The organism is Sphingobium amiense, from assembly GCF_003967075.1.
GTDB lineage: Bacteria > Pseudomonadota > Alphaproteobacteria > Sphingomonadales > Sphingomonadaceae > Sphingobium > Sphingobium amiense.
In genome coordinates, this window is sequence record NZ_AP018664.1 from 2,645,645 (window position 1) to 2,671,245 (window position 25,601).

Annotated in this window: 17 protein-coding genes and 1 CRISPR repeat array; of the genes, 13 read left to right on the forward strand and 4 right to left on the reverse strand. The window is 62.2% G+C overall.

The genetic code is table 11. The features are described from left to right. Positions 1-26: 26 nt before the first annotated feature. Positions 27-233, reverse strand: coding sequence for a hypothetical protein (locus SAMIE_RS12810; protein WP_126516830.1), 207 nt, complete (start codon positions 231-233; stop codon positions 27-29). Between the two features lie 107 nt (positions 234-340). On the opposite strand from SAMIE_RS12810, the gene SAMIE_RS12815 reads away from it, so the two are divergent. After that, a protein-coding gene (locus SAMIE_RS12815) for an IS5 family transposase (protein WP_197724633.1) occupies positions 341-1,122 on the forward strand; the annotation gives its coding sequence in 2 pieces (ribosomal slippage) (positions 341-665 and positions 665-1,122; 783 coding nt in all). A gap of 6 nt (positions 1,123-1,128) precedes the next feature. Here SAMIE_RS12815 and SAMIE_RS12820 read toward each other — a convergent pair. Continuing rightward, positions 1,129-1,734, reverse strand: coding sequence for an energy transducer TonB (locus tag SAMIE_RS12820; RefSeq protein ID WP_066704087.1), 606 nt, complete (start codon positions 1,732-1,734; stop codon positions 1,129-1,131). Between the two features lie 245 nt (positions 1,735-1,979). Here SAMIE_RS12820 and SAMIE_RS12825 point away from each other — a divergent pair, with 245 nt between their 5' ends. From SAMIE_RS12825 to SAMIE_RS12865, 9 genes are all read left to right on the forward strand, one after another. Further along, positions 1,980-4,346: a CRISPR-associated endonuclease Cas3'' gene (locus tag SAMIE_RS12825; protein WP_066704084.1), complete on the forward strand. Its 2,367-nt coding sequence runs from the start codon at positions 1,980-1,982 to the stop codon at positions 4,344-4,346. Positions 4,347-4,428: 82 nt separating this feature from the next. Beyond that, a complete protein-coding gene (cas5c, locus tag SAMIE_RS12830; RefSeq protein ID WP_066704081.1) occupies positions 4,429-5,100 on the forward strand; it encodes a type I-C CRISPR-associated protein Cas5c in 672 nt (223 codons plus the stop codon). Beyond that, on the forward strand, positions 5,097-6,881 hold the full coding sequence (cas8c, locus tag SAMIE_RS12835) for a type I-C CRISPR-associated protein Cas8c/Csd1 (RefSeq protein ID WP_066704078.1): 1,785 nt from the start codon (positions 5,097-5,099) through the stop codon (positions 6,879-6,881). Before cas5c ends, cas8c begins: the two co-directional genes overlap by 4 nt. Continuing rightward, the gene (cas7c, locus tag SAMIE_RS12840) at positions 6,878-7,810 is read left to right on the forward strand and encodes a type I-C CRISPR-associated protein Cas7/Csd2 (RefSeq protein WP_066704076.1); all 933 of its coding nucleotides are present in this window, start codon (positions 6,878-6,880) and stop codon (positions 7,808-7,810) included. The genes cas8c and cas7c overlap by 4 nt, the downstream gene beginning before the upstream one ends. A 257-nt stretch (positions 7,811-8,067) precedes the next feature. Continuing rightward, a complete protein-coding gene (gene cas4 / locus SAMIE_RS12845) occupies positions 8,068-8,709 on the forward strand; it encodes a CRISPR-associated protein Cas4 (RefSeq protein ID WP_066704073.1) in 642 nt (213 codons plus the stop codon). Positions 8,710-8,718: 9 nt separating this feature from the next. Next, on the forward strand, positions 8,719-9,759 hold the full coding sequence (gene cas1c, locus SAMIE_RS12850; RefSeq protein WP_066704070.1) for a type I-C CRISPR-associated endonuclease Cas1c: 1,041 nt from the start codon (positions 8,719-8,721) through the stop codon (positions 9,757-9,759). Between the two features lie 9 nt (positions 9,760-9,768). Further along, a complete protein-coding gene (cas2, locus tag SAMIE_RS12855) occupies positions 9,769-10,053 on the forward strand; it encodes a CRISPR-associated endonuclease Cas2 (protein ID WP_456299961.1) in 285 nt (94 codons plus the stop codon). 182 nt (positions 10,054-10,235) lie between these two features. Further along, positions 10,236-13,097: a CRISPR direct-repeat array (repeat unit 32 nt; unit sequence GTCGCCTCCCACACGGAGGCGTGGATCGAAAC). A gap of 425 nt (positions 13,098-13,522) precedes the next feature. Beyond that, a complete protein-coding gene (locus SAMIE_RS12860) occupies positions 13,523-16,375 on the forward strand; it encodes a TIM-barrel domain-containing protein (RefSeq protein WP_232037227.1) in 2,853 nt (950 codons plus the stop codon). Next, positions 16,375-17,772, forward strand: coding sequence for a glycoside hydrolase family 43 protein (locus SAMIE_RS12865; protein ID WP_066703634.1), 1,398 nt, complete (start codon positions 16,375-16,377; stop codon positions 17,770-17,772). Before SAMIE_RS12860 ends, SAMIE_RS12865 begins: the two co-directional genes overlap by 1 nt. 41 nt (positions 17,773-17,813) lie before the next feature. On the opposite strand, the gene SAMIE_RS12870 is transcribed toward SAMIE_RS12865, so the two are convergent. Next, entirely contained in the window at positions 17,814-18,809 is a 996-nt protein-coding gene (locus SAMIE_RS12870; RefSeq protein ID WP_066703636.1) for a dipeptide epimerase, read from the reverse strand. A 136-nt stretch (positions 18,810-18,945) separates the two neighbouring features. Beyond that, positions 18,946-19,623: a helix-turn-helix domain-containing protein gene (locus SAMIE_RS12875; protein ID WP_066703639.1), complete on the reverse strand. Its 678-nt coding sequence runs from the start codon at positions 19,621-19,623 to the stop codon at positions 18,946-18,948. A 209-nt stretch (positions 19,624-19,832) separates the two neighbouring features. On the opposite strand from SAMIE_RS12875, the gene SAMIE_RS12880 reads away from it, so the two are divergent. The 3 genes from SAMIE_RS12880 to SAMIE_RS12890 are packed head-to-tail and all read left to right on the forward strand — an operon-like array spanning position 19,833 to position 25,418. Next, positions 19,833-22,097 (forward strand): TonB-dependent receptor, encoded by a 2,265-nt coding sequence (locus tag SAMIE_RS12880; RefSeq protein WP_232037228.1) that lies wholly within the window; start codon positions 19,833-19,835, stop codon positions 22,095-22,097. Further along, positions 22,097-24,085 carry a serine hydrolase domain-containing protein gene (locus SAMIE_RS12885; RefSeq protein WP_066703642.1) on the forward strand — a complete coding sequence of 663 codons (1,989 nt, stop codon included), beginning with the start codon at positions 22,097-22,099 and terminating at the stop codon, positions 24,083-24,085. Before SAMIE_RS12880 ends, SAMIE_RS12885 begins: the two co-directional genes overlap by 1 nt. 1 nt (position 24,086) lies before the next feature. Beyond that, the gene (locus tag SAMIE_RS12890) at positions 24,087-25,418 is read left to right on the forward strand and encodes a peptide MFS transporter (RefSeq protein ID WP_066703644.1); all 1,332 of its coding nucleotides are present in this window, start codon (positions 24,087-24,089) and stop codon (positions 25,416-25,418) included. The last annotated feature ends 183 nt before the right edge of the window (positions 25,419-25,601 follow it).

Sequence of the window (25,601 nt, forward strand, 5' to 3'; positions counted from 1 at the left end):
AGCCCTAGGGCGCGTGGACAAATTGGCTACTGCGCCAACTTCCAGATCAGGTGGCCTATGATGAAGTAGGTTGCGATGATGCCAATAGCTGCAAGAAAGCCTGTAAAGCCGGAAACGACTGTGCTGCGGAACCATCCACGTCCTGAAGCGAGCAGGCGCCTTTGCACGATTGCGTTTGTCGTGGCTGCCGAGAGCACCGCGACGATCACAACGAGGATTGTCAGCACTTCCATGTAACCATGCTCGCACGGAACCGGGCTTTCGCCAAACGATTGCCGCATGGGTTAGCGATTGACGTGGCACACTTGCCTTGATTCAAGGCTGCTTTTTGGAGGCAGGCTTGAGCCGGGGCGATTTAACCGAAGCAGAGTGGCGCGTTTTAAAGGACTTGCTGCCGATCGAGCCGGAGAACCGTGGCCGAGGCAGGCCACCTGAGCAGAACCGTTCGATCATCAACGGCATTCTCTGGCGGCTCCGGTGTGGCGCTCCGTGGCGAGACGTGCCGCCCAAATATGGTAGCTGGAACACAATCTATCGGCGGTTCCGACGATGGAGCGAGGCTGGCGTCTGGGAAACGGTTGCGGTCACCCTGGCTGAGATCATGGCGGACAGCGGCCACTATAGCATCGACAGCACCACAGTCCGCGCCCACGTCTCGGCAGCGGGCGGAAAAGGGGGACTCATCGACGCGCTCTTGGCCGCTCGCGGGGCGGGTTCACCAGTAAGCTTCACTGCCTGGCTGATGCCCTCGGACGACCGCTCGCCTTCATTCTGACTGGCGGTGAAGCAGCGGACTGCAAGGCGTATGATGCGCTGATCGATTTGCCCGAGCGCGCACCCGATGCCTTCCTTGCAGACAAGGGTTATGACGCCGACGCCATCCGCGCGGACCTCGCCGAAAGGACGATCAAGGCCGTCATTCCGGGCCGATCAAACCGCCGTGTGAAAATCCATTATGATCGGGTGCTCTACCGACAGCGCAATCGCATCGAGCGCATGTTCGGCCATCTCAAGATCAATCGCGCCATTGCCACCCGCTACGACCAACTGGCCAACAGCTTCCTCGGAATGGTCCACCTCGCCACCGCCAGATACTGGCTCAAATTTGTCCACGCCGCCTAGCTGCGATTAATCGGAAGCCTTTTCGATGCCCATCACCATTCGCAATTTCTGCCGCACTGGCTTACCCGACGCATCTGTTTGTATGGGGAAATGCCTGCCCAAGACCTGGGCGGCGCATATTTCAGAAGGACCAGGCTCAACATCATTTAATGTCGCACTGCAGTCAGAGGTGGTTCCATCGGGATTCACATAGAAAGTCACCTTCATGATGTGAGGAATGGAAGGCAGTTGCGCGGGCGCGTCTGCATCTGGAAGCCGCCAGGTTATCCTGCCGTTGTATATGTCGGAAACAGACCTGCCTCTGGCATCTTTCGGGATTGTAAAGCGGGCGCGGACCATAAGCTTGTCGCAGGTGGCGTTGTCGAGACTGGCAGACCCGCTACTTATGGTGACGATGCAGCGCTGGGGCATCCCTGCCCTGTCGATCTCCAGCCGGAATGCGGTGGTCCCTTCGATTTCGGCGCGCGCGGCCTCCATGGGATAATCGTCATCCGTGAACCATGTGCCCGGACTTGTTAGTGGGGTCGCCCTATGTTTGGGCTCAGCAGGGGCGGGCGCCGCGGCGACCGACAGAAGCGACAGAAACAATAAGTAAATGCGAGCATCTTTCATCTGTCTATAGTGCAATAATGTCGCCAGATTTTCCAGCGATCAATCACGGTTTCGCAAACCGAACCCATCTGTCCAGATACGATAACACTGTCGTCCCCTTGCGAGGCTGCGTCTAACACTCGATAGCCCGAAAACCAGTGGCGATGATCCGGATAATGCTCATTTTGGCAACGGGGTTTGGATGCGCCTGGCGACGAAGAACCAGGTCAATGGATCTGCCCAAGCAATTCACTATGAGGGGACAGATGGAAATATTTGCTCACTCTGTTGATGGGCGACCGGAGGCCCATTGGGAGCCTCTGTCTCACCACTTGTCGCAAGTTGGTCATCGCGCGGCAGCATTTGCATCGCTGTTCGGCGCGGCCGACATATCGTGCGCCATGGGTCTGCTGCACGACATTGGTAAAATGTCAGAGTCCTACCAGAATTATATCCGAAGCGCGCCCAAGGCTGGCGGTCCCAAGGGGCCGGATCACAGCAGCGCCGGGGCGAAAGAGGCCGCGCGCCTCTATCAGCCATATCTTGGCCGCATCATGGCATTTGGCCTGGCGGGCCATCATGCCGGGCTGATGGATGGCGGCGGCCATGAAGGCGGCAACCTGTCGATGCGGCTGACCAAATCGGTTGAAGATTATACCGGCTGGGAGGATCATGTCCTTGGGCTGCCCGGCGCCGAGGTGCTGACGACAGGACTGCCGCGCTTCGATCGCAATCGCATCGACGCCACTTTTTCCCCGTCCTTTTTCGTACGGATGCTATTTTCCTGCCTGGTCGATGCCGATTTTCTTGCCACCGAAGCCTTTCTTACGCAGGCCAGCGGCGAACCGCTGCCTGCCCGGGGCGGGGTCATCACTGCCGATCATCTTGCCAAAGTTCGCACTTATATGGCGGGGCACAGGCGTTGCGACACCCCGCTCAACCGGCTGCGCTCGCAAATACTCGATCATGCCAATGGAAAGGCGGGGCTGCCGACGGGCCTTTTCACCATGACGGTGCCGACTGGCGGAGGCAAGACGCTGACATCGCTTAGCTTTGCGATGGAACATGCGGCGGCCCATGATCTGCGCCGCATCATCTACGTCATCCCCTTCACCTCGATCATCGAACAGACGGCGGAGATTTTCCGCAAGATCCTGGGCGACGAAGATGTGTTGGAACATCATTCCAGCTTCGATTGGGATCGGCGCGAACCCGCGCGAGAGAATGATGAAGATGACGAAGGGCCGGCCGGGCTGGCCAAATTGCGGCGCGACGCACAGAATTGGGATGCGCCGCTGATCGTCACGACCGCGGTGCAATTTTTCGAAAGTCTGTTTGCAGCCCGGACCAGCAAGGCGCGCAAGCTCCATAATCTCGCCAAAAGCGTCATCATTCTGGACGAGGCGCAATCCATCCCGATCCACCTGTTGCGCCCTTGCATGGCCGCGATCGACGAACTGGCGCGCAATTATGGCGCGACCGTCATCCTGTGCACCGCTACCCAGCCGGCACTGCGGGTCCAGGACGGTGCGCTGCCCAGAAAAACGAGGGATGGCCACGCCGAGGGACTGGAGATCGGCGACGACCGCGAACTCGCGCCCGATCCGCAGGGTCTCTATAAACAGCTTCGCCGTGTGCGCGTGGAATGGCGTCACGATCCGGTCAGCGACGCGGAGATCGCAGCGCGCTTTGCTGCGCAGCCGCAGATGCTTTGCATCGTCAACAGCCGCGCCCACGCGCGCGACCTGTTCGAGGCGATAGAGAAGCAGGATGGCGCCGCGCATCTGACGACCCTGATGTGCGCGCGCCATCGCCGCGCCGTGCTGGCGGACTTGCGCCAGCGCCTAGCTGCACGCCTGCCCGTGCGGCTGGTGGCGACCAGCCTGATCGAGGCCGGCGTCGACGTCGACTTTCCCGAGGTGTGGCGCGCGGTGGCGGGCCTGTCCAATATCGCGCAGGCGGCCGGGCGGTGCAATCGCGAAGGCCGGATTGAAGGGCTGGGACGAACGGTGGTGTTCGAACCGGCCGAGGTGGAAGGTCGCAAGCCCGTGCCGCGGGCGATGATCCCCTTTTACCAGGCGGCGAAGAACGCGGAGCGTAAGATCATGCGTGATCCCGACGCGGACATTCTGGGTCTGGAGGCGGTGCGGGAATATTATCGCTGGCTTTACTGGGAGCAGGGCTATGCCGCGCTGGACAAGGCGCGCCTGCCGGATGGATCCCCGATCGAGATCATCGCGGCCATCCGCGATAGCTGCCGCAGGCTTGAGTTCCCCTTTGCGCGCATCGCGCAGGCTTTCCGCATGATCGACGATGTGATGGACCCGGTGATCGTGCCGTGGGGCGCAACGACCGAAGAGAAAGCGTCGATCGACGCACTGATCGCCGAAATGAAGGATGAAAGCCGACCTTTCCTGCCGTCCGGCGCGCAACGCAGGCTTCAGCAATATATCGTGCCTGTGCCGTCCGGAGCGCGCCAAACCCTGCTGGCCAGCGGCGCGGCGCAGGCTATTCGCGCAAAAGACTATGGCGACAGCTTCGTCCTGCTCGAAAACCCGTCGCTTTATGATGAGCGGTTCGGCCTGCGGCTGGACGATCCCACATGGCGGACCAGCGAGAGTAATATCATGTAATAACACCGAAATGGAGTATACAAATAGCTTGATTGATTCAGAACAATAACAGAACATGAGATCGCGCTGGGGGATTCACCAAATGGGTATTCGACTGCATGTCTGGGGCGAACGCGCCTGTTTCACGAGACCGGAGATGAAGGTCGAGCGCGTCAGCTATGATGTGATTACGCCGTCGGCGGCGCGCGGCATTTTGGAGGCGATCCACTGGAAGCCGGCGATCCGCTGGCATGTCGACCGCATCCACGTGCTGAGGCCGGTCCGCTTCCGGTCGATCCGCCGCAACGAGGTGGGCGCGAAGGCGAGCGCCGCCAATGTAGTCAGTGCCATGAAGCGCGGCACGACCGAAGGGTTGGGCATCGCCGTGGATGAAAATCGCCAGCAACGCGCGGCGCTGGTGCTGGTCGATGTTGCTTATGTGATCGAGGCGCATTTCACCCTGACCGGCAAGGCCGGGCCGGAGGACAGCGCCGCCAAACATGTGAGCATGTTCAACCGCCGCGCCGCGCAGGGCCAATGTTTTCACCGCCCCTGCCTGGGGACGCGGGAATTTGACGCCGAATTTGCCCTGATCGCCGACGGCGAACCCCTGCCGCCCTGCGAACTGCCGGCCGATCGGCGCGACGCCGATCTCGGCTGGATGCTGCACGACATAGACTTCGCGAATGGAAATGAATCCCGCTTCTTCCGCGCAAAGATGAAAGACGGCGTTATCGAAGTGCCGCCCTTCAGTGCGGACGAGGTGGTGGCATGACGATCCTCCAGGCGCTCGACCGTTATTATCATCGGCTTGAGGGCGTCGCGGAGCCGGGGTGCAGTCCGGAAAAATTCGGCTGGTGCATCATACTCGATCCTGACGGCAGGGTTGTCGATGTCGAGGATCGGCATGACCTTTCGGGCAAGAAGCCGCGCCCTAAAATCCATATGGTGCCCGCCGCGGTCAAGCGGACGGTCGGCATCGCCCCGAATTTCCTGTGGGACAAGAGCGCCTATGTGCTTGGCCGCACCGCCGGTGAAGGCAAACGCACCGCGCAGGAACATGCGGCCTTCGTAACCACGCATCTGGAACGGCTGGCGGGGCAGGAGGATGAAGGGCTTGTTGCGCTCAGGCGGTTTCTTGAACAATGGCGGCCCGAGCATTTCGATCAGTCGGACAAGTTCAGACCGGAAATGCTCGACGCCAATTTCATGTTCCGTCTCGACGGCGACATGGCTTATCTGCACGACCGCCCCGCGGCGCGGGCGCTGGCCAGCGCGCGGGCGGGCGATGAAGAGGGCGACGGCGTTTTCTGCCTGATATCGGGGGAGCGAGGACCGATAGCGCGGCTGCATCCCACCATCAAGGGCGTGGAAGGCGCACAAACTGCCGGAGCGGCGCTCGTTTCCTTCAATCTCGACGCCTTTACGTCTTTGGGCAAGGATCAGGGCGCCAATGCGCCCACCAGCCAGGCCGCCGCCTTTCGCTACGGGGCCGCACTCAATCATTTGCTGACCCGCGACGGTCCCAACCGCGTCCGCCGCCCCATCGGCGACGCGACGGTCGTTTTCTGGGCGGACGCCAGCGATGCCAAAGCGGCGGAGGCGGCGGATGCGCTGTTCGGCAACTGGATGGCAGGTGACATCACCGACGCGGAAGAGGCCCGCAAGATCGGCGAGGAGATGGACGCCGTCAGCAAGGGTAGGCCAATCGCGGAACTGCGTGCCGACATTGAGCCGGGCACGCGCTTCCACATCCTCGGCCTGTCGCCTAACGCCGCGCGCTTGTCCGTGCGCTACTGGCTGACGGGCACGCTGGACGAGTTCGCCCGGCGTCTGGCCGATCACCATGCCGACTTGCGTATCGAACCTGTGCCGATGGGCTGGGGCCGGGCGCCTTCGGTCAACCGCCTGCTGGCGCGCACCACCGCTTTGCAGGAAAAGTTCGAGAATATCCCGCCGCTGCTTGCCGGCGAGGTGATGCGCGCGGTCCTGTCGGGCGGCCGCTATCCGCAAAGCCTGCTGGCGGCCGCGATCATCCGGCTGCGCGCGGGCGACGACCCGCTGAGCGGCTGGCATGCCGCCGTGATCCGCGCGGTGCTGCACCGAGACCATCGTATCGACCCGAAAAAGGAGGATGTGCCTGTGAGCCTTGCGCCTGACGAACCCAACCGGGCCTATCAACTGGGCCGCCTGTTCGCGGTGCTGGAAACGGCGCAGCGCATGGCGCTGGGCCGGGTCAACGCCACCATCCGCGACCGCTACTTCGGCGCGGCGTCCGCAACGCCCGCCAGTGTCTTTCCGCTGCTGTTGCGCGGCGCGCAGAACCATCTGGGCAAGCTCCGCAAGTCCGGCAAGGGCGGATGGGTCGAACGCGAGATCGAGGATATCCTCGAAAAGCTGTCGCTCGACCTGCCCCGCGCCCTGCCGCTGGCCGAACAGGGGCGTTTTGCCGTGGGCTATTATCATCAGCGGAAGGATCAGTTCAAAGGCCGGCCCGAGGTGGCTGCCGAACTGGAAGCAGCCGAAAGCGCAACTGAACAGGGGGACGAAGAATGAGCAATCCGGTAACGAACCGCCACGAATTCATCCTCTATTTCGATGTCACGAACGGCAATCCCAATGGCGATCCCGATGCCGGCAACATGCCGCGGCTGGACCCGGAAACCAATCTGGGGCTGGTGTCGGACGTGGCCTTGAAGCGCAAGGTTCGCAACTATGTGGCGATGGCGTCGGACAACCGCATCTACATGTCCGAAGGATCGACACTCAATCTGCTGCACAAGGAAGCCTGGGCGGCTGTCATGCCGGATGTGACCAAGACGGAAGATTTCAAGAAACTGCCGAAGGAGGAGGCCAAGGCGCGTGAATTGACGGCGTGGATGTGTTCCAATTTCTGGGACGTTCGCACATTCGGCGCGGTGATGTCCACGGGCGTCAACGCAGGGCAGGTGCGCGGGCCGGTCCAGTTCAGCTTCGCCAGGTCGGTCGAGCCGATCCTGCCGCTGGAAATCTCCATCACCCGCATGGCCGCAACGACCGAAAAGGATGCTGAGGAAAAGGGTGCGCGCACCATGGGCCGCAAGCATATCGTGCCCTATGGCCTGTATCGCGCGCATGGCTATGTCTCCGCGCCGCTTGCGTCCCACCCGGTCAAGGGCACGGGCTTTTCCGAGGATGATCTGGAACTGTTGTGGCAGGCGCTGGGCAATATGTTCGACCATGACCGCTCCGCCGCGCGGGGCGAGATGGCCAGCCGCAAGCTCATCCTGTTCCGGCATCAAAGCGCGCTAGGCAATGCGCAGGCGCAGTCTTTGTTCGACCGGGTCAGGACACTGCGCGTGCATCAGGGCGCGGCGCATGAAATCGGCAGCGATGGCTATTACAAGAATACCGACAACTGGCCGCCCGCGCGCCGCTGGGAGGATTATCGCGTGACCATTGATCGCGAGAATCTCCCGTCCGGGGTCGAGATCATCGAACGGTGAGGGTGCGGGCCTTGTCAGTGCAAGGCCCGCTATTTCTCATGCGTATTGAATGGAATTTCAATCCACGCCTCCATGCGGAGACGACATACTATGGTGGCCACCATTCGATCTCGATCACGCTGATTCCAAGGATTTTGATCTTGATATGTCTCGATCTTCTCATTGCGCGCTCTCACTCCCGGTCGGCAAGAGGGCAGTAATCGAAGCACATGAATTGGTCAATTTTTTGATGCATATTGTATGGAGAACGATTATTGATGCAACCGCCCCCACCGGACCCTGCCGTCGAGGACGCACTGGTGCCGGTGTCGGCCTTGCAGCATTATCTTTTCTGCCCGCGCCAATGCGCGCTGATCCATGTCGAGCGGATATGGGCCGAGGACGGCGCCACCGCAGAAGGGCGCATTCTCCACGAACGCGTCGATGGCGGACGCCCCGACCGGCGGCAGGGCGTCCGCACGGTGCGGGGCATCGCGCTACGGTCCTTGGCCCATGGGCTGACGGGCAAGGCTGATGCGGTCGAGTTCCGCGAACGGGGTGCGGCGCCCTATCCCGTCGAATATAAAAGAGGCCGCCCCAAGTCCCACCGCGCGGACGAGGTGCAACTCTGCGCCCAGGCCATCTGCCTGGAGGAAATGTTCGGCCAGGCGGTGCCGGAAGGCGCGCTCTTTTACGCACAAACGAAAAAGCGCCTGATTGTGACATTCGACGAAGCCCTGCGCGCGTTGACCCTGCAAGTCGCCGCCGATGTCCGCACGATGATCGCGGAAACCCACACACCGCCGCCGCGCTTCGGCCCGGGATGCAAACATTGTTCGCTCGCCGATCAATGTCGGCCCACAAGGCTGGAGAAGCCGCCGTGCGTGCAGCGCTGGCTGACCGCTCAGTTAGATGACTGAGGAGAGAAAATGCGTCGTCATCTCAACACCATCTATGTGACCAGCGAGAATGCCTGGTTACGCAAGGACGGCGCCAACATCGTAGTGGAAGTGGATGGACAGGAACGCGGCCGCGCACCCTTGCACATGATCGGCGGCGTTGTGTGCTTTGGCCGTCCGGGCGCTTCCCCGGCGCTGATGGCGGCCTGCGCCGATGCGGGGATCGCCCTGTCCTTCCTGACACCCAATGGCAAATTCCTGGCCCGGATGGAGGGGCTGCGCACCGGCAACGTCCTGCTGCGGCGGACCCAGTACAGGATGGCGGACGATCCGGCGCGCGCCGTGCCGATTGTGCGGGGCATCGTCACAGCCAAGGCCGCCAACCAGCGGACCGTGCTGCGCCGAGCGTTGCGCGACCATGGCGACAGGATGGAAGCGGCAGCCCGCGCCACGATCGAAACCGCCGAAGCGCGCCTCGTCCATATCGCACGTCGCGCCGCAGCAGCACAGGATGTCGCGACTTTGCGAGGCCATGAAGGGGAAGCGGCGCTCGTATATTTCGGCGCCTTTGATGCCATGATACAGGGTGATCGCACCGCCTTTTCCTTTCGCGGCCGCTCCCGTCGGCCTCCGCTCGATCGGGTCAACGCGCTTCTGTCTTTCCTTTATGCCATGCTGGGGCATGATTGCCGGTCCGCGCTGGAAAGTGTCGGGTTCGATCCGCAGGTCGGCTTTCTGCACGCCGATCGACCGGGACGGGCCAGCCTGTCGCTGGATTTGATGGAAGAGTTGCGCCCGGTGCTGGCAGACCGGCAAGCGCTGACATTGATAAACCGCGGACAACTAAAGGCTCGTGACTTCGCGATCGACGAAGGTGGCGCCGTATCGCTCACAGAGGATGGGCGCAAAGCGGTGCTGGTCGCCTGGCAGGATCGCAAGAAGCGCGACCTGCGCCATCCTTTCCTGGGCGAGACCATGCCGATGGGGCTGGTGCCGCATGTCCAGGCGCTGCTTCTGTCGCGCCATGTCCGCGGCGACCTGGACGGCTATCCGCCATTCATCTGGAAATGATCCATGCTGATGCTTGTAACCTATGACGTGAACACGCAGGATGCGGAGGGGCGCCGCCGATTGCGCCGGGTCGCGCGCGCTTGCCTGGATTACGGCCAGCGGGTTCAGAATTCGGTGTTCGAATGCGAGGTGGACCCAGCGCAATGGACGCGCTTGCGGGCACATTTGCTTGCTGAGATCAATCAGTCGAAGGACAGTTTGCGATTCTACAGACTGGGCGCGGACGGCAAGCGTCGGATCGAACATGTTGGCGCAAGCCCGGTCATTGATCTGGACGGCCCGCTGCTTTTTTGACGACGCGCGAACCTATATCTGTGGGTGAAAGTCCGGCATGTTCGCAATCCGCCGTAACCTCCGGAAAAGCTGAGGTTTGGGCAATGCCGCCATATCCGGGGTCTCATCGGCGGGCCAATTCCGTGGAGTTCGCGCAAAGTTCCAGATTTACGGTTCTTTCTCATTGTCATAAGCAATAGGGCGTCGCCTCCCACACGGAGGCGTGGATCGAAACAAGAGCTGGCGCGTCGATCCGTCCGAGGAGAAAGTCGCCTCCCACACGGAGGCGTGGATCGAAACAAGCTGGAGACGACGGAAGGCGTCGACGCGGGGCGTCGCCTCCCACACGGAGGCGTGGATCGAAACATGAATGCGTCGAACGGCTCCACATCGCTTTCGCGTCGCCTCCCACACGGAGGCGTGGATCGAAACATCATGAGGGCCAGCGTTTTGGCCCGGCGCTCTGGTCGCCTCCCACACGGAGGCGTGGATCGAAACCAGCGCCTTGCCAGCGAGCCATCGCGCTCCAGCAGTCGCCTCCCACACGGAGGCGTGGATCGAAACATGGTCGATCCGATCAGAAATAGGCGCTCGAACGTCGCCTCCCACACGGAGGCGTGGATCGAAACGTCGTAACGTCGATCGGCATCAACGACGCCAATAGTCGCCTCCCACACGGAGGCGTGGATCGAAACGTCGACGATACCCAGATCATCGGACGGGCTACCCGTCGCCTCCCACACGGAGGCGTGGATCGAAACGCGCTTTCGACGCCTCTTGTCAACGGAGACACCGGTCGCCTCCCACACGGAGGCGTGGATCGAAACCGTGCCGCCGCGCCGCCGACGTCCAGCGGCCCCCGTCGCCTCCCACACGGAGGCGTGGATCGAAACAGATGCTCATAAACGGCCTCGCCTTCGTCTCCCGGTCGCCTCCCACACGGAGGCGTGGATCGAAACCCGGATGCGACTGACGATCGGGTCAAGCAGATGGTCGCCTCCCACACGGAGGCGTGGATCGAAACACGAAGGGAATGCTGCACGGGCTTAACGCCACCCGTCGCCTCCCACACGGAGGCGTGGATCGAAACATGTCCGCTGATCGGCGTGATCCCGCGCGGCACGCGTCGCCTCCCACACGGAGGCGTGGATCGAAACCGCTGCAGCACTACGCCGGCCGCGTAGAGACCTTGTCGCCTCCCACACGGAGGCGTGGATCGAAACATCAAGATCATCATCGGCCCGGTGGGGTCGGGCAGTCGCCTCCCACACGGAGGCGTGGATCGAAACTCGCGCAGGCGTGGCCCAAGGATGCTGTTACGGGCGTCGCCTCCCACACGGAGGCGTGGATCGAAACCTTGATTGTGACGCAGGCCAGGTCGCCTCCCACACGGAGGCGTGGATCGAAACTGCTGGGCGCGAAGGACGGGGCGATGACGACGCGTCGCCTCCCACACGGAGGCGTGGATCGAAACGGTCGCGAGGGTGCGCTCGGAGGTGACCGTCGGGTCGCCTCCCACACGGAGGCGTGGATCGAAACACCTCGACGCTTGGCGTGTGCCCCTTTCCGGCGCGTCGCCTCCCACACGGAGGCGTGGATCGAAACTTCATCATGAAAAGTATTACCGCTGATACTGACGGTCGCCTCCCACACGGAGGCGTGGATCGAAACTCTCACGCGCAGCCAGCGGCGCAATCTACTCGCGAGTCGCCTCCCACACGGAGGCGTGGATCGAAACATTACCACGCCACGCGGTCGCAATCACGCCTACCGGTCGCCTCCCACACGGAGGCGTGGATCGAAACACGATTGGGCGTCCGATTATGCCGACGCCTTCCGGTCGCCTCCCACACGGAGGCGTGGATCGAAACACCACGGCGCGGCTCGAAGTGCAGTTGCAGATTGTCGCCTCCCACACGGAGGCGTGGATCGAAACATCGAACTGCTGCGCAACGCCATGGCTCTGACCGTCGCCTCCCACACGGAGGCGTGGATCGAAACCGTATGGAACGCCTGAAGGCCGCGCAGGCGGAACGTCGCCTCCCACACGGAGGCGTGGATCGAAACGCGTCAGGGGCAGGGCGGTGGGGTAAAGGCCGCTCCGGTCGCCTCCCACACGGAGGCGTGGATCGAAACTCTATGAAATTCAGCGCCGCGCCGGGCGGCACGTGTCGCCTCCCACACGGAGGCGTGGATCGAAACCGCGCCATGATGCTTTTCGCTGCCTCGGCATCTTGTCGCCTCCCACACGGAGGCGTGGATCGAAACGGGTCCTTCTTGCGCATGTCGTTGCGATACCGGCGTCGCCTCCCACACGGAGGCGTGGATCGAAACATTCGATCCCCTCGCCTTCGCCCGCATGGAACCCGTCGCCTCCCACACGGAGGCGTGGATCGAAACGACGTGTCTATGTCGCCAATTTCGAATTTGGTGCCGTCGCCTCCCACACGGAGGCGTGGATCGAAACGCCAATCGCCTTGCCGCATTGGCGGGTGTCGGCCAGGTCGCCTCCCACACGGAGGCGTGGATCGAAACGTAGGCGGCCTGGATGTCGAAGCAGCGGCCGCGCGTCGCCTCCCACACGGAGGCGTGGATCGAAACTCATATTCCGGCGTGATCCCGTGAACCGCTGGCCGTCGCCTCCCACACGGAGGCGTGGATCGAAACCTCCACCCGCACCACCCAATCCTCAAGATTGGCGGGTCGCCTCCCACACGGAGGCGTGGATCGAAACGACCTTCGCCGCCGCCTCACTTCCGAAAACGGAGTGTCGCCTCCCACACGGAGGCGTGGATCGAAACGCGATGTTCGTCACGCCATGGGCGGCGCACGCCAGTCGCCTCCCACACGGAGGCGTGGATCGAAACATCAAGATCATCATCGGCCCGGTGGGGTCGGGCAGTCGCCTCCCACACGGAGGCGTGGATCGAAACTGCTGGGCGCGAAGGACGGGGCGATGACGACGCGTCGCCTCCCACACGGAGGCGTGGATCGAAACGACAACGGCTATATCGGCCATGCCACCTACAGCGGGTCGCCTCCCACACGGAGGCGTGGGTCGAAACGTCATGGCCGTCTCCGGTGGCGGTCCAACCTCGCCATGCTGACGCGTTGTGACGAATGTCCGGTGGGCGCCAAGCCATGCGGGGCCGCGTCCTAGGAAATCGGGTGGATTATTTCCAATGGCAATAGTCGGAGTAATTCCTTACAGTCCGGCTGCACGACTAAGGGCTAACCGGCGGAGCGGAATCGGCGGCGCGCCAACAACGCGGCGGATCTGCCACGTCGATTGCCGTCACCATGGAGCCTTCAGGAGAAGTGTCTCATGAAGGCGCCTGGGTCGGGGAATGTTTACGTAAACGTCGGCGCAAACCGGAGCGACGCTGAAAAATGGAGAGGCGCGATGGGTGTAAAATGCCGTTTCTGGCTGTCAGCGGCCGTGCTGGCTGTCGGTTCTGTGCCAACCATAGCAGCGGCAAAGGAGCCGCGGGTGAGCGCCTCCTCGACCGGCCTCGATGCGCGCGGTCACATGAAAAACGTCATGCCGGCCGCTGCGAGTGGCTTTGCCTTCACCCGCCTCGCCCAAGGCGTGCAGATCCGCGTCGACAGCGTCACCAAGAACCTCATCTTCTACGGCCCAGCGACCCTTCGCGTGAACGCGACGCTCGGCGAAAATTACTGGACCGCGCCCAGTCTGGCGGTGATCGCCAAGCCTCAGCCCATTCATTTCACCGTATCGGAGACCGCCGCCGCGTTGACGATCAGAAGCGCGAAGCTGCGGGTCGAAATTAGCAAGGCGAATGGCGCGCTGCGCTTCTTCGATACTTCGGGAGAGCTCTACACTGAAGAGAATGCCGCCGCGCCGCAGACGCTGACCAAGCGCACCATCTCCGGCGCGCCGACGCTGGAGGCGACCAACAGCTTCACCCTGCACCCTGACGAGGCGATTTATGGCCTGGGGTTCAACGGCACCGACACGAGCAATCGCCGGGGCAAGGAACTGCTCCTGGTCCAGACCAATGTCGGCATCGTCATCCCGGTGCTGATGTCCTCCCGTCGCTATGGCGTGATGTGGGACAGCTATTCCCAGATGAAGTTCAAGGACGATGCCGGTGGCGCGTCGATGTGGGCCGAAAGCGCGCCGGGGGGTGTGGACTATTATTTCATGGCAGGCGAGACCCCGGACGCGGTGGTAGGAGCCTATCGCGCCCTGACCGGCCAGGCGCCGATGTATCCCAAACAGGCATTCGGCCTGTTCATGAGCAAGGAACGATACAAGACGCAGGCCCAGTTGCTCGATGTTGCCCGCAGCTTCCGGAAGGACGGCTTCCCGCTCGATTATATCGTGCAGGACTGGCAATATTGGGGTTCGGACAAGGACGGTAGCTGGAGCGGCATGACCTGGGACGCGGCGCGCTATCCCGATCCCGCCGGCATGGCGCGCGATGTGCATGACATGCACATGAAGCTGATGGTGTCGATCTGGCCGTCTATCGGCAACGATACGGCGCTGGCCAGGGAACTGGACAGCCACGGCCTGCGCTTCGAGCCGCTGCACTGGATATCGAAACATGCGCGGGTTTACGACGCATATAGTCCGCTGGGACGACAAATCTATTTCAGGCACATCAAGTCCGGCCTGCTCGACAAGGGCGTCGATGCGCTCTGGATGGACGGCACCGAAATCGAGGTGTCGAGCGCGATGTGGAACGCGCAGGACAATATCCGCGACACCAAGGCGCTGGGCCGCAACGCGCTGGGCGATTTCACGCGCTATCTCAATCCCTATTCCCTGCTGACGACGCAGGGCACCTATGACGGGCAGCGGGCGACCAGCGACAGGCGCGTCTTCACGCTCACCCGGTCGGGCTGGGCGGGCGCTCAGCGGACGGCTGCGGCATCGTGGAGCGGGGACATCTATGCAAGCTGGAAGACGCTGAAGCAGCAGGTGGCCGACGGCGTCAACGTGACCGTCACCGGCAACCCTTACTGGACGCAGGACACGGGCGGCTTCTTCGTCGCGGACTTTCCCGGCGGCGAGAAGAACCCGGCGTGGCGCGAACTCTACGCCCGCTGGCTGCAATTTTCGGCCTTCAATCCGATCATGCGGATTCACGGCACCAACGTCGAGCGCGAACCCTATCTGTTCAGGGAGACCGACCCGGCCGTCTATGCCTCGCTGCTCAGGTCCACGCGGCTGCGCTACCGAATGCTGCCTTATATCTACAGCCTTAGCGCGAAGGTGACGTCGGACAGCTATACGCTGATGCGGCCGTTGATGATGGACTTCCCCGACGATCGCACGACCGACAGGATCGACGACAGCTTCATGTTCGGACCGTCCATCCTCGTCCATCCGGTAACGCGCGCGATGTACAACATCGTGCAGCCTCCAGCCGCGACGATTCCGACCGAATATCTGCGCACCCCGGACGGCCAGCCGGGGCTTGCGGGGCAATATTTCGAAGGGCAGAATTTCGAGGCGCCCAAGGGCAAGTTCGTCGATCTCAAGGTCGACCATAACTGGCCCGACCCTCCCCTTGCCGAAATTCCTGGCGGGCTCGCCGATCTCCAGCATTTTTCCGCGAGATGGGAAGGCACGATCACGGCGCCTGAAGATGGCGAATATGAAATCGGGCTGGAAGGCAATGACGGCTTTCGCCTGAAGCTGAACGGCAGGACCGTCGTGGAAGACTGGGCGGCGGGCGCCGCGCGCTACAAGGGCGCTCTCGTCACGTTGCGCAAAGGGCAGGCCGTCAAGGTCGGGATCGACTATTATCAGGTCGACGGCAATCGCGCGCTGCGCCTCGCCTGGCGTCGACCGAGCGAGCGGCAGGCGAGTGACGGAACGTCGACGGCCCTGGACGAGCGGATGGAAACCTATCTGCCCCAAGGCGCTGGCTGGTATGATTTCTGGACAAACGAGCGTTTCGACGGCGGCCGACGGGTGATGCGCCAAACGCCACTCGATCTGATTCCGCTCTATGTGCGGGCGGGGTCGATTTTGCCCATGGGGCCGAATATCCAATATGCGACACAAGACCCCGGCGCGGCATACGAGATTCGCATCTATCCCGGCGCCGACGCGCACTTCACCCTCTACGAGGATGACAACGAAACCTACGCTTACGAAAAGGGCGCCCGCGCCACTTATGATCTGGTCTGGAACGACGCAGCGAAGACGCTGAGCGTAGGCGCTCGCCGGGGCCGCTTCCCGGGCATGACAGCGCGCCGCGACCTCAAGCTCGTCCTCATGAGCGGCACTGGCAAAGGCGGGTTGGACATGCTGCCCGCGACGAAGCTCATCTCCTATACCGGCAAAGCTGCAAAGGTGCGGTTCTGATGAAAGGATCGCTTCGCTGGTTGCAGGTGGGCCTTCCCGCGCTTTCCGCTTTCGCCGCAACGCTGCCAGCTATCGCCCAGCCGGGTCCGCCCATCATTCAGACCCGCTTCACCGCCGATCCGGCTCCCCTGGTGCATGACGGCGTCGTCTATCTCTACACCAGCCATGACGAGGACGACGCCACCGGTTTCGAGATGCGCGACTGGCTGCTCTACAGTTCGACTGACATGGTCAACTGGACGGATCGCGGAACGGTCGCATCGCTCAAAACCTTCCCGTGGGCGGTGCAGACCAACGATGCCTGGGCACCGCAGGTGGTGGCGCGGAACGGGAAATTTTACCTCTATGCCCCGGTCAGCGTCACTGGATCGCCGAAGAACGTCATCGCCGTAGCGGTCGCCGACAAACCGGAAGGGCCGTTCGTCGACGTGCTTGGCAAACCACTGATCGCTGCTCAAGATGGCTTCATTGATCCTACAGTCTGGGTCGATGATGACGGGCAGGCCTATCTTTACTGGGGCAATCCCGATCTCTGGTATGTCAGACTCGACGAGGACATGACCTCCTATTCAGGACCAATCACCAAGGTCGACCGGATTCTCGATTATCAGGAGGGGCCGTGGTTCTATAAGCACAATGATCGCTACTATATGGCCTTTGCCTCGACCTGCTGTTCCGAAGGGATCGGCTATGCGATGAGTGACAGGCCAACCGGACCCTGGACCTATAAAGGTCCGATCATGGATCATGATGCACGCGCCACGGGCAATCATCCCGGCATCATCGACTATAAGGGCGGGTCTTATCTGTTCGGCTTCCACTATGAACTGAACTTCGCGGTGACGCCGATCCATCATGAACGGCGCTCGGTAAGCGTGGCAAAGTTCAGCTATAATGCGGATGGCACCATCCCCAACCTGCACTGGTGGGATGTCACCGGTGCGCCGCAACTGGAAGCTCTCAATCCCTATAAACGGGTGGAAGCGGAAACGATCGCCTGGACCTCCCGGATCAGGCGCAATCGCGATCGGCCCTATGACTGGGCGCCGGGCGTCACGACTGCCGGCAACCCCCTGGACGGCGTGTACGTGACCCGAACGCTCGACCGCACCTATATCAGGGTTGCAGGTGTCGACTTCGGGGCGGCCGGGGCAAAGCGCTTCATCGCATCGGTCGCGAACGGCGCGCGAGGATCGGCCATCGAACTGCGCCTGGATCGCGTCGACGGTCCGGTGATCGGAACGCTTCAGGTCGGCGAGACCGACCCGATCGGGAAGTGGCAGGAACGCACCACCTCCATCAAGGACGCAATCGGCACCCGCGATCTCTACCTCGTTTTTAAGGGGCCGGGCGACCGCACGCTATTCGATCTCGATCACTGGCGCTTTGCACGATGAGGCAGCAAGCGGCTGACGCTCGTGCTTCGACAGCGCCCATCTTATAATCCGCCCCAGAATCCTCCTGGAACGACACAGGTTCCGGCCCGATACATGCTGGAGGCAACGGCGTCGTCGGCCAGGAACCACGCTCCGTCAAGATCGACGATTTCACAGACTTGCCCGACGACGAATGCAGGCGCCATTGCGAGGCTGGACCCTGCCATGTTGCCGACCATAAGCCTGACGCCCAGCTTTCGGGCCAGTTCGACCATGCGCAGCGCCTCGGTCAGGCCGCCGCATTTGTCGAGTTTTATGTTAACCACATCGAAGCGACTGGCGTGCCGTTCCAGTTCCTGACTGTCGAGGATGCTTTCGTCCGCAGCCAGGGGGACCGGGCAGCGCCAGCCGTCCAGACCGGCCTCCTCCCCGCGCCGGTTCGGCTGCTCCAGCAGCGCGACATTATTTTCCACCAGTGCGGCTGCAAGCGCGTCGAAGGACTCTGGCCCATAGCCCTGATTGGCGTCGACACTCAGCCAGATGTCGGGACGCGCGACCCGCACGGCGCGCATGCGCGCTACGTCCGCATCCAGGTCTCCATCCAGCTTCAGTTTGAGAGCATGAGCGGCAGGGAAGCTGGCAAGGCGATCGAGAATTGCGGCGGGCGTGTCGGCTGGAAGCGTGAAGGTGGTGACAAGCGGCTTGGCGACGCCCAGTCCGGCCATGTCACACACCGACCGGCCGCTCAGACCTGCTTCCAGATCCCAGAGCGCACAGTCGATCGCGTTGCGGGCACCACCGTGGGGAAGCAGTTGCAGCAGGTCCGCCCGCCCTGCGCCAGCCTCTATCGCAGGGCGAACGCGCTCAATCTCTGCCGCCATATGGCCGGGATCGTCATCGAGATAATAGACCCCCGCCGCTTCCCCTCGCCCACACACACCGTCCTGCCGGAGCGATACGACGACCGACGGCATCGAATGAAACTGATAACCCGCGATCCGAAACGGCTCGCGCATGCGATTTTCGATCCGCCGATGCGTCAGGAGCCGCCGGCTCATCGACCGGCACCGGCGGTTAGCTGGAAGAGCGCCGGGGCGGCTGGGAGCACGACGCTCCACCGGTTGAAAGACATGTCCATGGCCGGCTCATCGCATAATGCGAAACATGTTTCAATATATGAAACATCGCCAAACTTCAGTCGTCGCTATTGGATGATTCCGCCTGCGGCCGTTCCTCAGGCATGTCGCTCCAGCGATGATTGGCCGTTTCCGCAAAACGCTGAATGCCAGGCCCGGCGCAGATCGACAGAAGCTGGCAAGGCTCATCGCTCACGCGGACATAGGCATGCGCCATGCCGCTGTCGAAATAGATGGAATCCCCCTGATCGAGCCGCAATGGCGCGTAAAGATCGGAATGGAGTTCCATCGCGCCGCTGAGCACATACAGATATTCTTCGCCCTCATGTCTCGCGATGCCGCGATACTCTTCCAGCGAGCGGGCCTGCACGTCGATGATCATGGGGACCATCATCTTATCGAGCAGCTCGGCCGCCAGATAATGATGGCGGTAGCGCTCGGAGCTGGATTCGGGCCATTTTCCCGCCCGCGTGACGCTGCGACGGCCCACCGCCTGCCTTGGCGGAGGGGCGAGAGGCGCGGACGAGAAGAGCTTGCCGATTTCAACACCCAAAGCCTGAGCCAACAGGACCAGCTTGTCATAGCTCATCCCCATCTTGCCGTTTTCCAGCTTCGACAGGGTGGAGAAGGGAAGTCCGGTCCGGACCGCAAGGTCGCGAAGGCTGAGACCCTGATCGAGACGTGCCGCGCGAATCGCTGGGCCGGGATGTGAGGTGTTGCGGGGTATCTTAGCCATGATCGAAGTTTCGAATTTAGCGGAAAGCGGTGGCTTTGTGAACTACGGCGATGCTATGAAAGAAATATGTTGCCAAAAATGAAACATAGGGCATCCTAAGGGCGCATCCAAGGGAGTTTCACATGGCGGTAAGGCGAAAAGCGGTCTGTCTGGCAGGCGCGGCACTGATCGCAATTCCATCAGCGGCGGCTCGGCAGGCTGGACCGGACGTGCCGCCGGCAGCGGACACCTATCAACCCGACGAGATCGTTGTCACGGCCCAGAAACGGGAAGAGCGGCTGCTCGACGTGCCCCAGTCGATTTCGGTGGTATCGTCGGCCACTCTGGAACGGCAGCAGGTCCGCAATATTGCGGATTATACGGCGCTGGTGCCCGGCCTCAGCATCCAGCAATCAACGCCCGGCCAGACGCGTGTCGTTTTGCGCGGCATCAACACCGGTGGCGCCAGTCCGACCGTCGCGGTCTATGTCGACGATACGCCGTTCGGTTCGAGCACCGGGCAGAGCAACGCGGCAGGACTGGCGGGCGACATTGACCCTTTCGATGTCGAGCGGATTGAAGTGCTGCGCGGACCTCAGGGCACTCTCTATGGCGCCAACTCGCTGGGCGGTGTCGTCAAATATGTGACGGCTGCGCCGAAGATCGGCGAGTGGGAGAGCAAGGCGCAAGCGGGAATTGAAACGGTCAAGGGCGGCGATATGGGGTGGTCCGCCAACGGCGTCCTGAATATGCCCGTGTCCGACGGCATCGCGGTGCGCGCCAGCGGCTTTTACCGGAGAACGGGTGGCTTCATCGACACGCTTGGGGCGGCGCGGCGGGACGCCAATGACGTGGACAGCTACGGCGGAAGAGTCTCGATCCTGGTGAAACCTTCCGATCAACTGACTGTACGTCTGTCAGCGCTGTTGCAGAATCTGCGCGGGGATTCGCGCGCGTCCTTCGATGCCGATCCGGTAAGTCTCGCGCCGCAACCGACCGATCCCGCCACAGGCGCCCCGGTTTCCGGCCTCACCCGGACGGAGTTTTCCCCCGGCAGAACCAGCGTCGATTATCGGCTCTACAATGGCACGCTGGATTGGGACTGGGGCTTTGCGACGCTGACGTCCGTGACGAGCTACGGCAAGCTGTTCTCCAAAGATCGGAACGATGCGACATACCAGCTTCCGGGCGTTGCCGATGCGATTTTCGGGACCGAGCCGGATACGCGCGGGCTGCTCTTCCCCTCTGAAGTGACGCAGAAGAAGTTCACGCAGGAACTACGGCTCGCTTCGCCCGATAATGACCGGCTCGAATGGCTGGTCGGCGGTTACTACACGCGCGAGAAGGGGCGGATTTTCCAGCAATATGTGCCCTTCGATCTGGCCACCGGAGAGACGGTCGATCCTACTCTCGTGCTGCCGGTCGGGCCGGGCGGGGCCGACATTTCCTTTCCCGATTTCCTGGTAGCTCGCCTCGACTCGATCTATAAGGAATATGCGGGTTTCGGCAGCGCAACGCTGCATCTGGGGTCCCGGTTCGACCTGACCGGGGGTGTCCGTTACAGCCATAACACCCAATCGACGGCACAGCTTCTGGACGGGTCCTTCCTGCCTCTGTCGGGCGGAGCGGTCGGGCCGGAAATCGAGCGTGGCAGGTCGTCCGAAAATGTCCTTACCTGGTCCATGTCTCCGCGCCTCGAATTGAGCGATCATGCGTCGGTCTATGCGCGGGTAGCGAAAGGTTATCGCCCCGGCGGGCCGAATGTCGTGCCCCCCGGCGCTCCATCCGATTTCCCGCGTCAGTTCGACGCTGACACGCTGGTCAGCTATGAGGCGGGCCTGCGCGCGGAGACCGCCGACCGATCGCTCGCCGTCGATGCGTCCGTTTACTATCTCGACTGGCGGAACATCCAGACCGTTGTGACCTACCAGACCAGCATCGGTCCGGTGAGCGCCGATGGCAATGGCGACAAGGCTCGAAGCAAGGGAGCCGAAATCACCGTTGCCCTGCGCCCGATCAGGGGCTTCGATTTTACCGCCAGCATCGCCTATAACGATGCGAAGTTGAAAGACGACTTGCCCGGCATCGACATCGGCGCGCCGGATCTGGTGGCTCCGGGGGTGAAAGGCGATCGCCTGCCCTATGCGCCGAAGTGGAGCGGCAATATCTCCGCCGATTATCGCTGGCCGATGAGCAGAAGCGTCAACGCTTTTGCCGGAGGCAGCATCCGTATCGTCAGCGATCAGACGACCGATTTCGACCTGGCCTACCTGCTGACCTATGGACGCCGCCTGACAATTGACGGTTATGCCACGGTCGATGTGCGGGCGGGCTTCGAGGTTGGCCGCTTCAACGTCCAGTTCTACGCTCGCAACCTCAACAATTCGCATGGCCTCATCAACGCGGGCCAGTTCCAGACGCGGCCGGGCACCTTGCTGAACGCGTCGCCGATCCGGCCGAGGAGCTTTGGCATGACGGTAGGAGCAAGTTTCTGATGGCAAGCCTGTTCACTCGCTGGATTGCCCTCCTCTCGATGCTGACCATGTCGGCGACGGCCGCGACCGCGCAATCGTCCGCCGACCTCAATCCCGCGCGCGCGGCGGTTTCCGCTTCCGGAACGCAAACGTCGACAAATGGGCACGCACCGGCCTCGCTGACGGCGGCAGACATCAACGCCTGGCTCGATGGCCTGCTGCCCTATTCGCTCGATGCGGGCGGCATCGCAGGCGCGGTCGTTGTTGTCGTGAAGGATGGGCAGGTGCTGACGGCGCGCGGATATGGATATTCGGACATGCGTTCGCGCGTGCCGGTCGATCCGGCGCGGACGATGTTCCGGCCCGGCTCGATCTCAAAGCTGTTCACATGGACGGCGGTGATGCAGCAGGTCGAGGCGGGCAAGATCGACCTCAACCGCGACATCAATGCCTATCTCGATTTCCGCATTCCGCCGTCGCACGGCAAGCCGATCACCATGCGGCACCTGATGACGCATACGGGCGGTTTCGAGGAAACGGCGAAATATCTGATTGTCGAGAAGGCCGGGCAGAAACACCCGCTGGGCGATGTGCTCAAGCGCTGGGTGCCGGCGCGCATCTATGCGCCGGGTGAAATGCCGGCCTATTCCAACTATGGCGCGTCGCTTGCCGGTTATGTCGTGGAGCGGGTGTCCGGCGAGAGGTTCGAGGATTATGTTCAGCGGCACATCTTCGCACCGCTGAACATGCGCCATTCGAGCTTCGAGCAGCCCCTTCCCGCATCGCTCGCGCCGCTCCTGTCGAAAGGCTATAACGTCGCGTCCGAAGAACCCAAGCCTTACGAGATTATCGAACTGTCGCCCGCCGGTGCATTGTCGTCCACGGGCCAGGACATGGCCCGCTTCATGCTCGCGTTTCTCGACAATCGCGGTGCGCTGATGAAGCCGGAGACGCGCGCGCGGATGTTTGCGGATGTCAACCGGCCCATCCCGGCGCTCCCCGCGATGGCGCTGGGCTTCTATCATGAGGATCGCAACGGACAGGTGATCGTGGGCCATGGCGGCGATACCAACTGGTTCCATTCGGACCTGCATCTGCTGGTGAACAGCAATGTCGGCATCTACATGTCGTTCAACAGCGCGGGAAAAGAAGCGGCTGCGCACGTTATCCGCCAGAGGCTGTTCGATCAGTTCATGGCGCGCTACTTCCCGGAATCGGGTTCTGAACGCCGCACCGCGTCCACCGCGCGGGACCATGGGCGGCTTATGGTCGGTCATTATGTCAGCAGCCGGGCGTCCACATCCAACTGGCTGCGCTTCATCGGTCTTCTGGGGGAGGTCGAGGTAAGCCAGAACAGCGACGACACGATCACCGTCTCTGCGCTGCTCGATCCTGCCGGCGTGCCAAAGCGCTGGCGCGAAGTGGCGCCGTTCCAGTGGCGTGAGGTCGGCGGCAGCGGACGGCTGGCCGCGAGGGTGGAACATGGCCGGGTAGCTGCCTTTTCCATCGCCGAGTTCGCCCCGATCATACTTTTCCTGCCCGCGCCCGCTGATCTCGATGCCGGATGGATCATGCCCGCGCTGTTGGCGGCGCTGGGCATCATGCTGCTCACGGCGCTGGCATGGCCGGTCGTGGCGGGGATGCGGAAGGTCTACGGTTACCGCTCACCCGTGTCGGGACGTGCGCTTCTGTTTGATCGCGTCATGCGGTTTACTGCGGTTGTCGCGCTATTGGTGGCGGCCGGGTGGATGGGCATGATCGCGGCGATCAACACCGATGTCGGGCTGCTCGATGGGCGCCTCGACATCTGGATGCGCCTGATTCAGCTTATGGAAGTCGCCGCCATTCTTGGCACGCTGGTTTCGGTCTACAACGCCTATGTGGTGCTTCGCAGCCCTGATCGGCGCTGGTTTGCGAAAATCTGGTCGATACTGGTCCCGGTGGCGGGCCTGTTTCTCACCTGGGTCGTGCTCAGCATGGGCCTGCTGACCATCGGGCTTGATTATTGACGTGAGGAACACACCGCTGACCTCATCTGCGGCACGGGCAGCGCCCCCCGGACGCGGTGCCCCCCGCTCGCTTTTCGGTCATCCGCCGGGACTCACCAGCCTGTTCCTGACACAGATGTGGGCCGAATTCTCCTATTTCGGCCTTCAGGCATTGCTGGTCTACTATATGACGCGGCACCTGCACTTCCCACAGGCGCAGTCGTCGCTGATCTACGGTCTTTATGGCGCGGCCGCCTTCTTCAGTCCCTTCTTCGGCGGCATCATCGCGGATCGCTGGCTGGGCCGGACGCGCAGCGTCGTGATCGGCGGCGTATTGATGATGGCGGGGCATTTCCTGATGGCGTTCGAGGATATGCTTTTTCCTGCGCTGGGGCTGGTCGCCATCGGCAACGGACTGTTCATCCCGCCGCTCGCGGTGCAGGTCGGGAGCCTCTATGACGAGGGCGACCTACGCCGACCTCAGGCGTTCAGCGCCTACTATATGGGCATCAACCTGGGTGGCCTGCTGGCGCCCTTTGTCTGCGGGACGCTGGGCGAGCTATATGGCTGGCACTGGGGCTTTTCTGCCGCCGGGATCGGCATGGCGGTGGGACTGGCAATCTATCTGGCATCGCTGCGATTCCTGCCACCGGAACCGGGCATCCACCATCGAAATCGCATACAAAGTCCGTCGTTGAGTGGGGACGACTGGCGCAATCTTCGCCTGATACTGGCGATCGTTCTGGTGGTCGTCCTGTTCCGCATCGGCTATGAGCAAAGCGGCAATGTCATTGCGTTGTGGGTGGCCGACCAGACCGACCGTCATGTCGTCATCGGCGGATGGCAGTTCGAGATACCCGCGACCTGGTTTCAGGCGATCAATCCGCTCCTCATCATTCTGCTCACGCCACCGCTGATCCGCTTCTGGCGGCGGCACGACCGTGATGGATCGCCCGCCGCGCTGCTGCGCCGGATGAGCATCGGCTGCGCAGTTGCCGCGATGGCGATGTTGGTCATGATGGGGGCAGCAGCGCTCCATGCATCAACCGGCCAGCCGGTAAGCGCTGGCTGGGTGCTGGCCTATTTTCTGTTTCTCACCGTTGGGGAGTTGCTGACCCTGCCGGTTGGCCTGAGCCTGATCGGCACGCTTTCACCGGTTCGGATCGCCGCCATGCTTATGGGCGCATGGTACATCGCCAAGTTTCTTGGCAGCCTGCTCGCGGGAATCATGGGCAGTTACTGGGGACAGATCCCCGCAACAATCTTTTTCGCAGTGGGTATGGTTTCTTCGCTGACGGCCTTCACCATTCTGCTCGCGATGAGCCGCTCTGGACGATCACGTTTCGCTGCGTAGGAGATTGGCGTGGGCAAGGCATCGCATCGCCTGCTTTCCGCTTCCTGACGACCTGTGTGCCTCTCCTTATAGGTTTTCCAATCGGCTGGCGGCGCTCGCGTGAGAAGAAACCTTGCAGCCTCCTATGAGCGGGGGCGCAGGCATCACCTCCAGAATATCTCCGTGTCTGCCATGGTGAGGAAT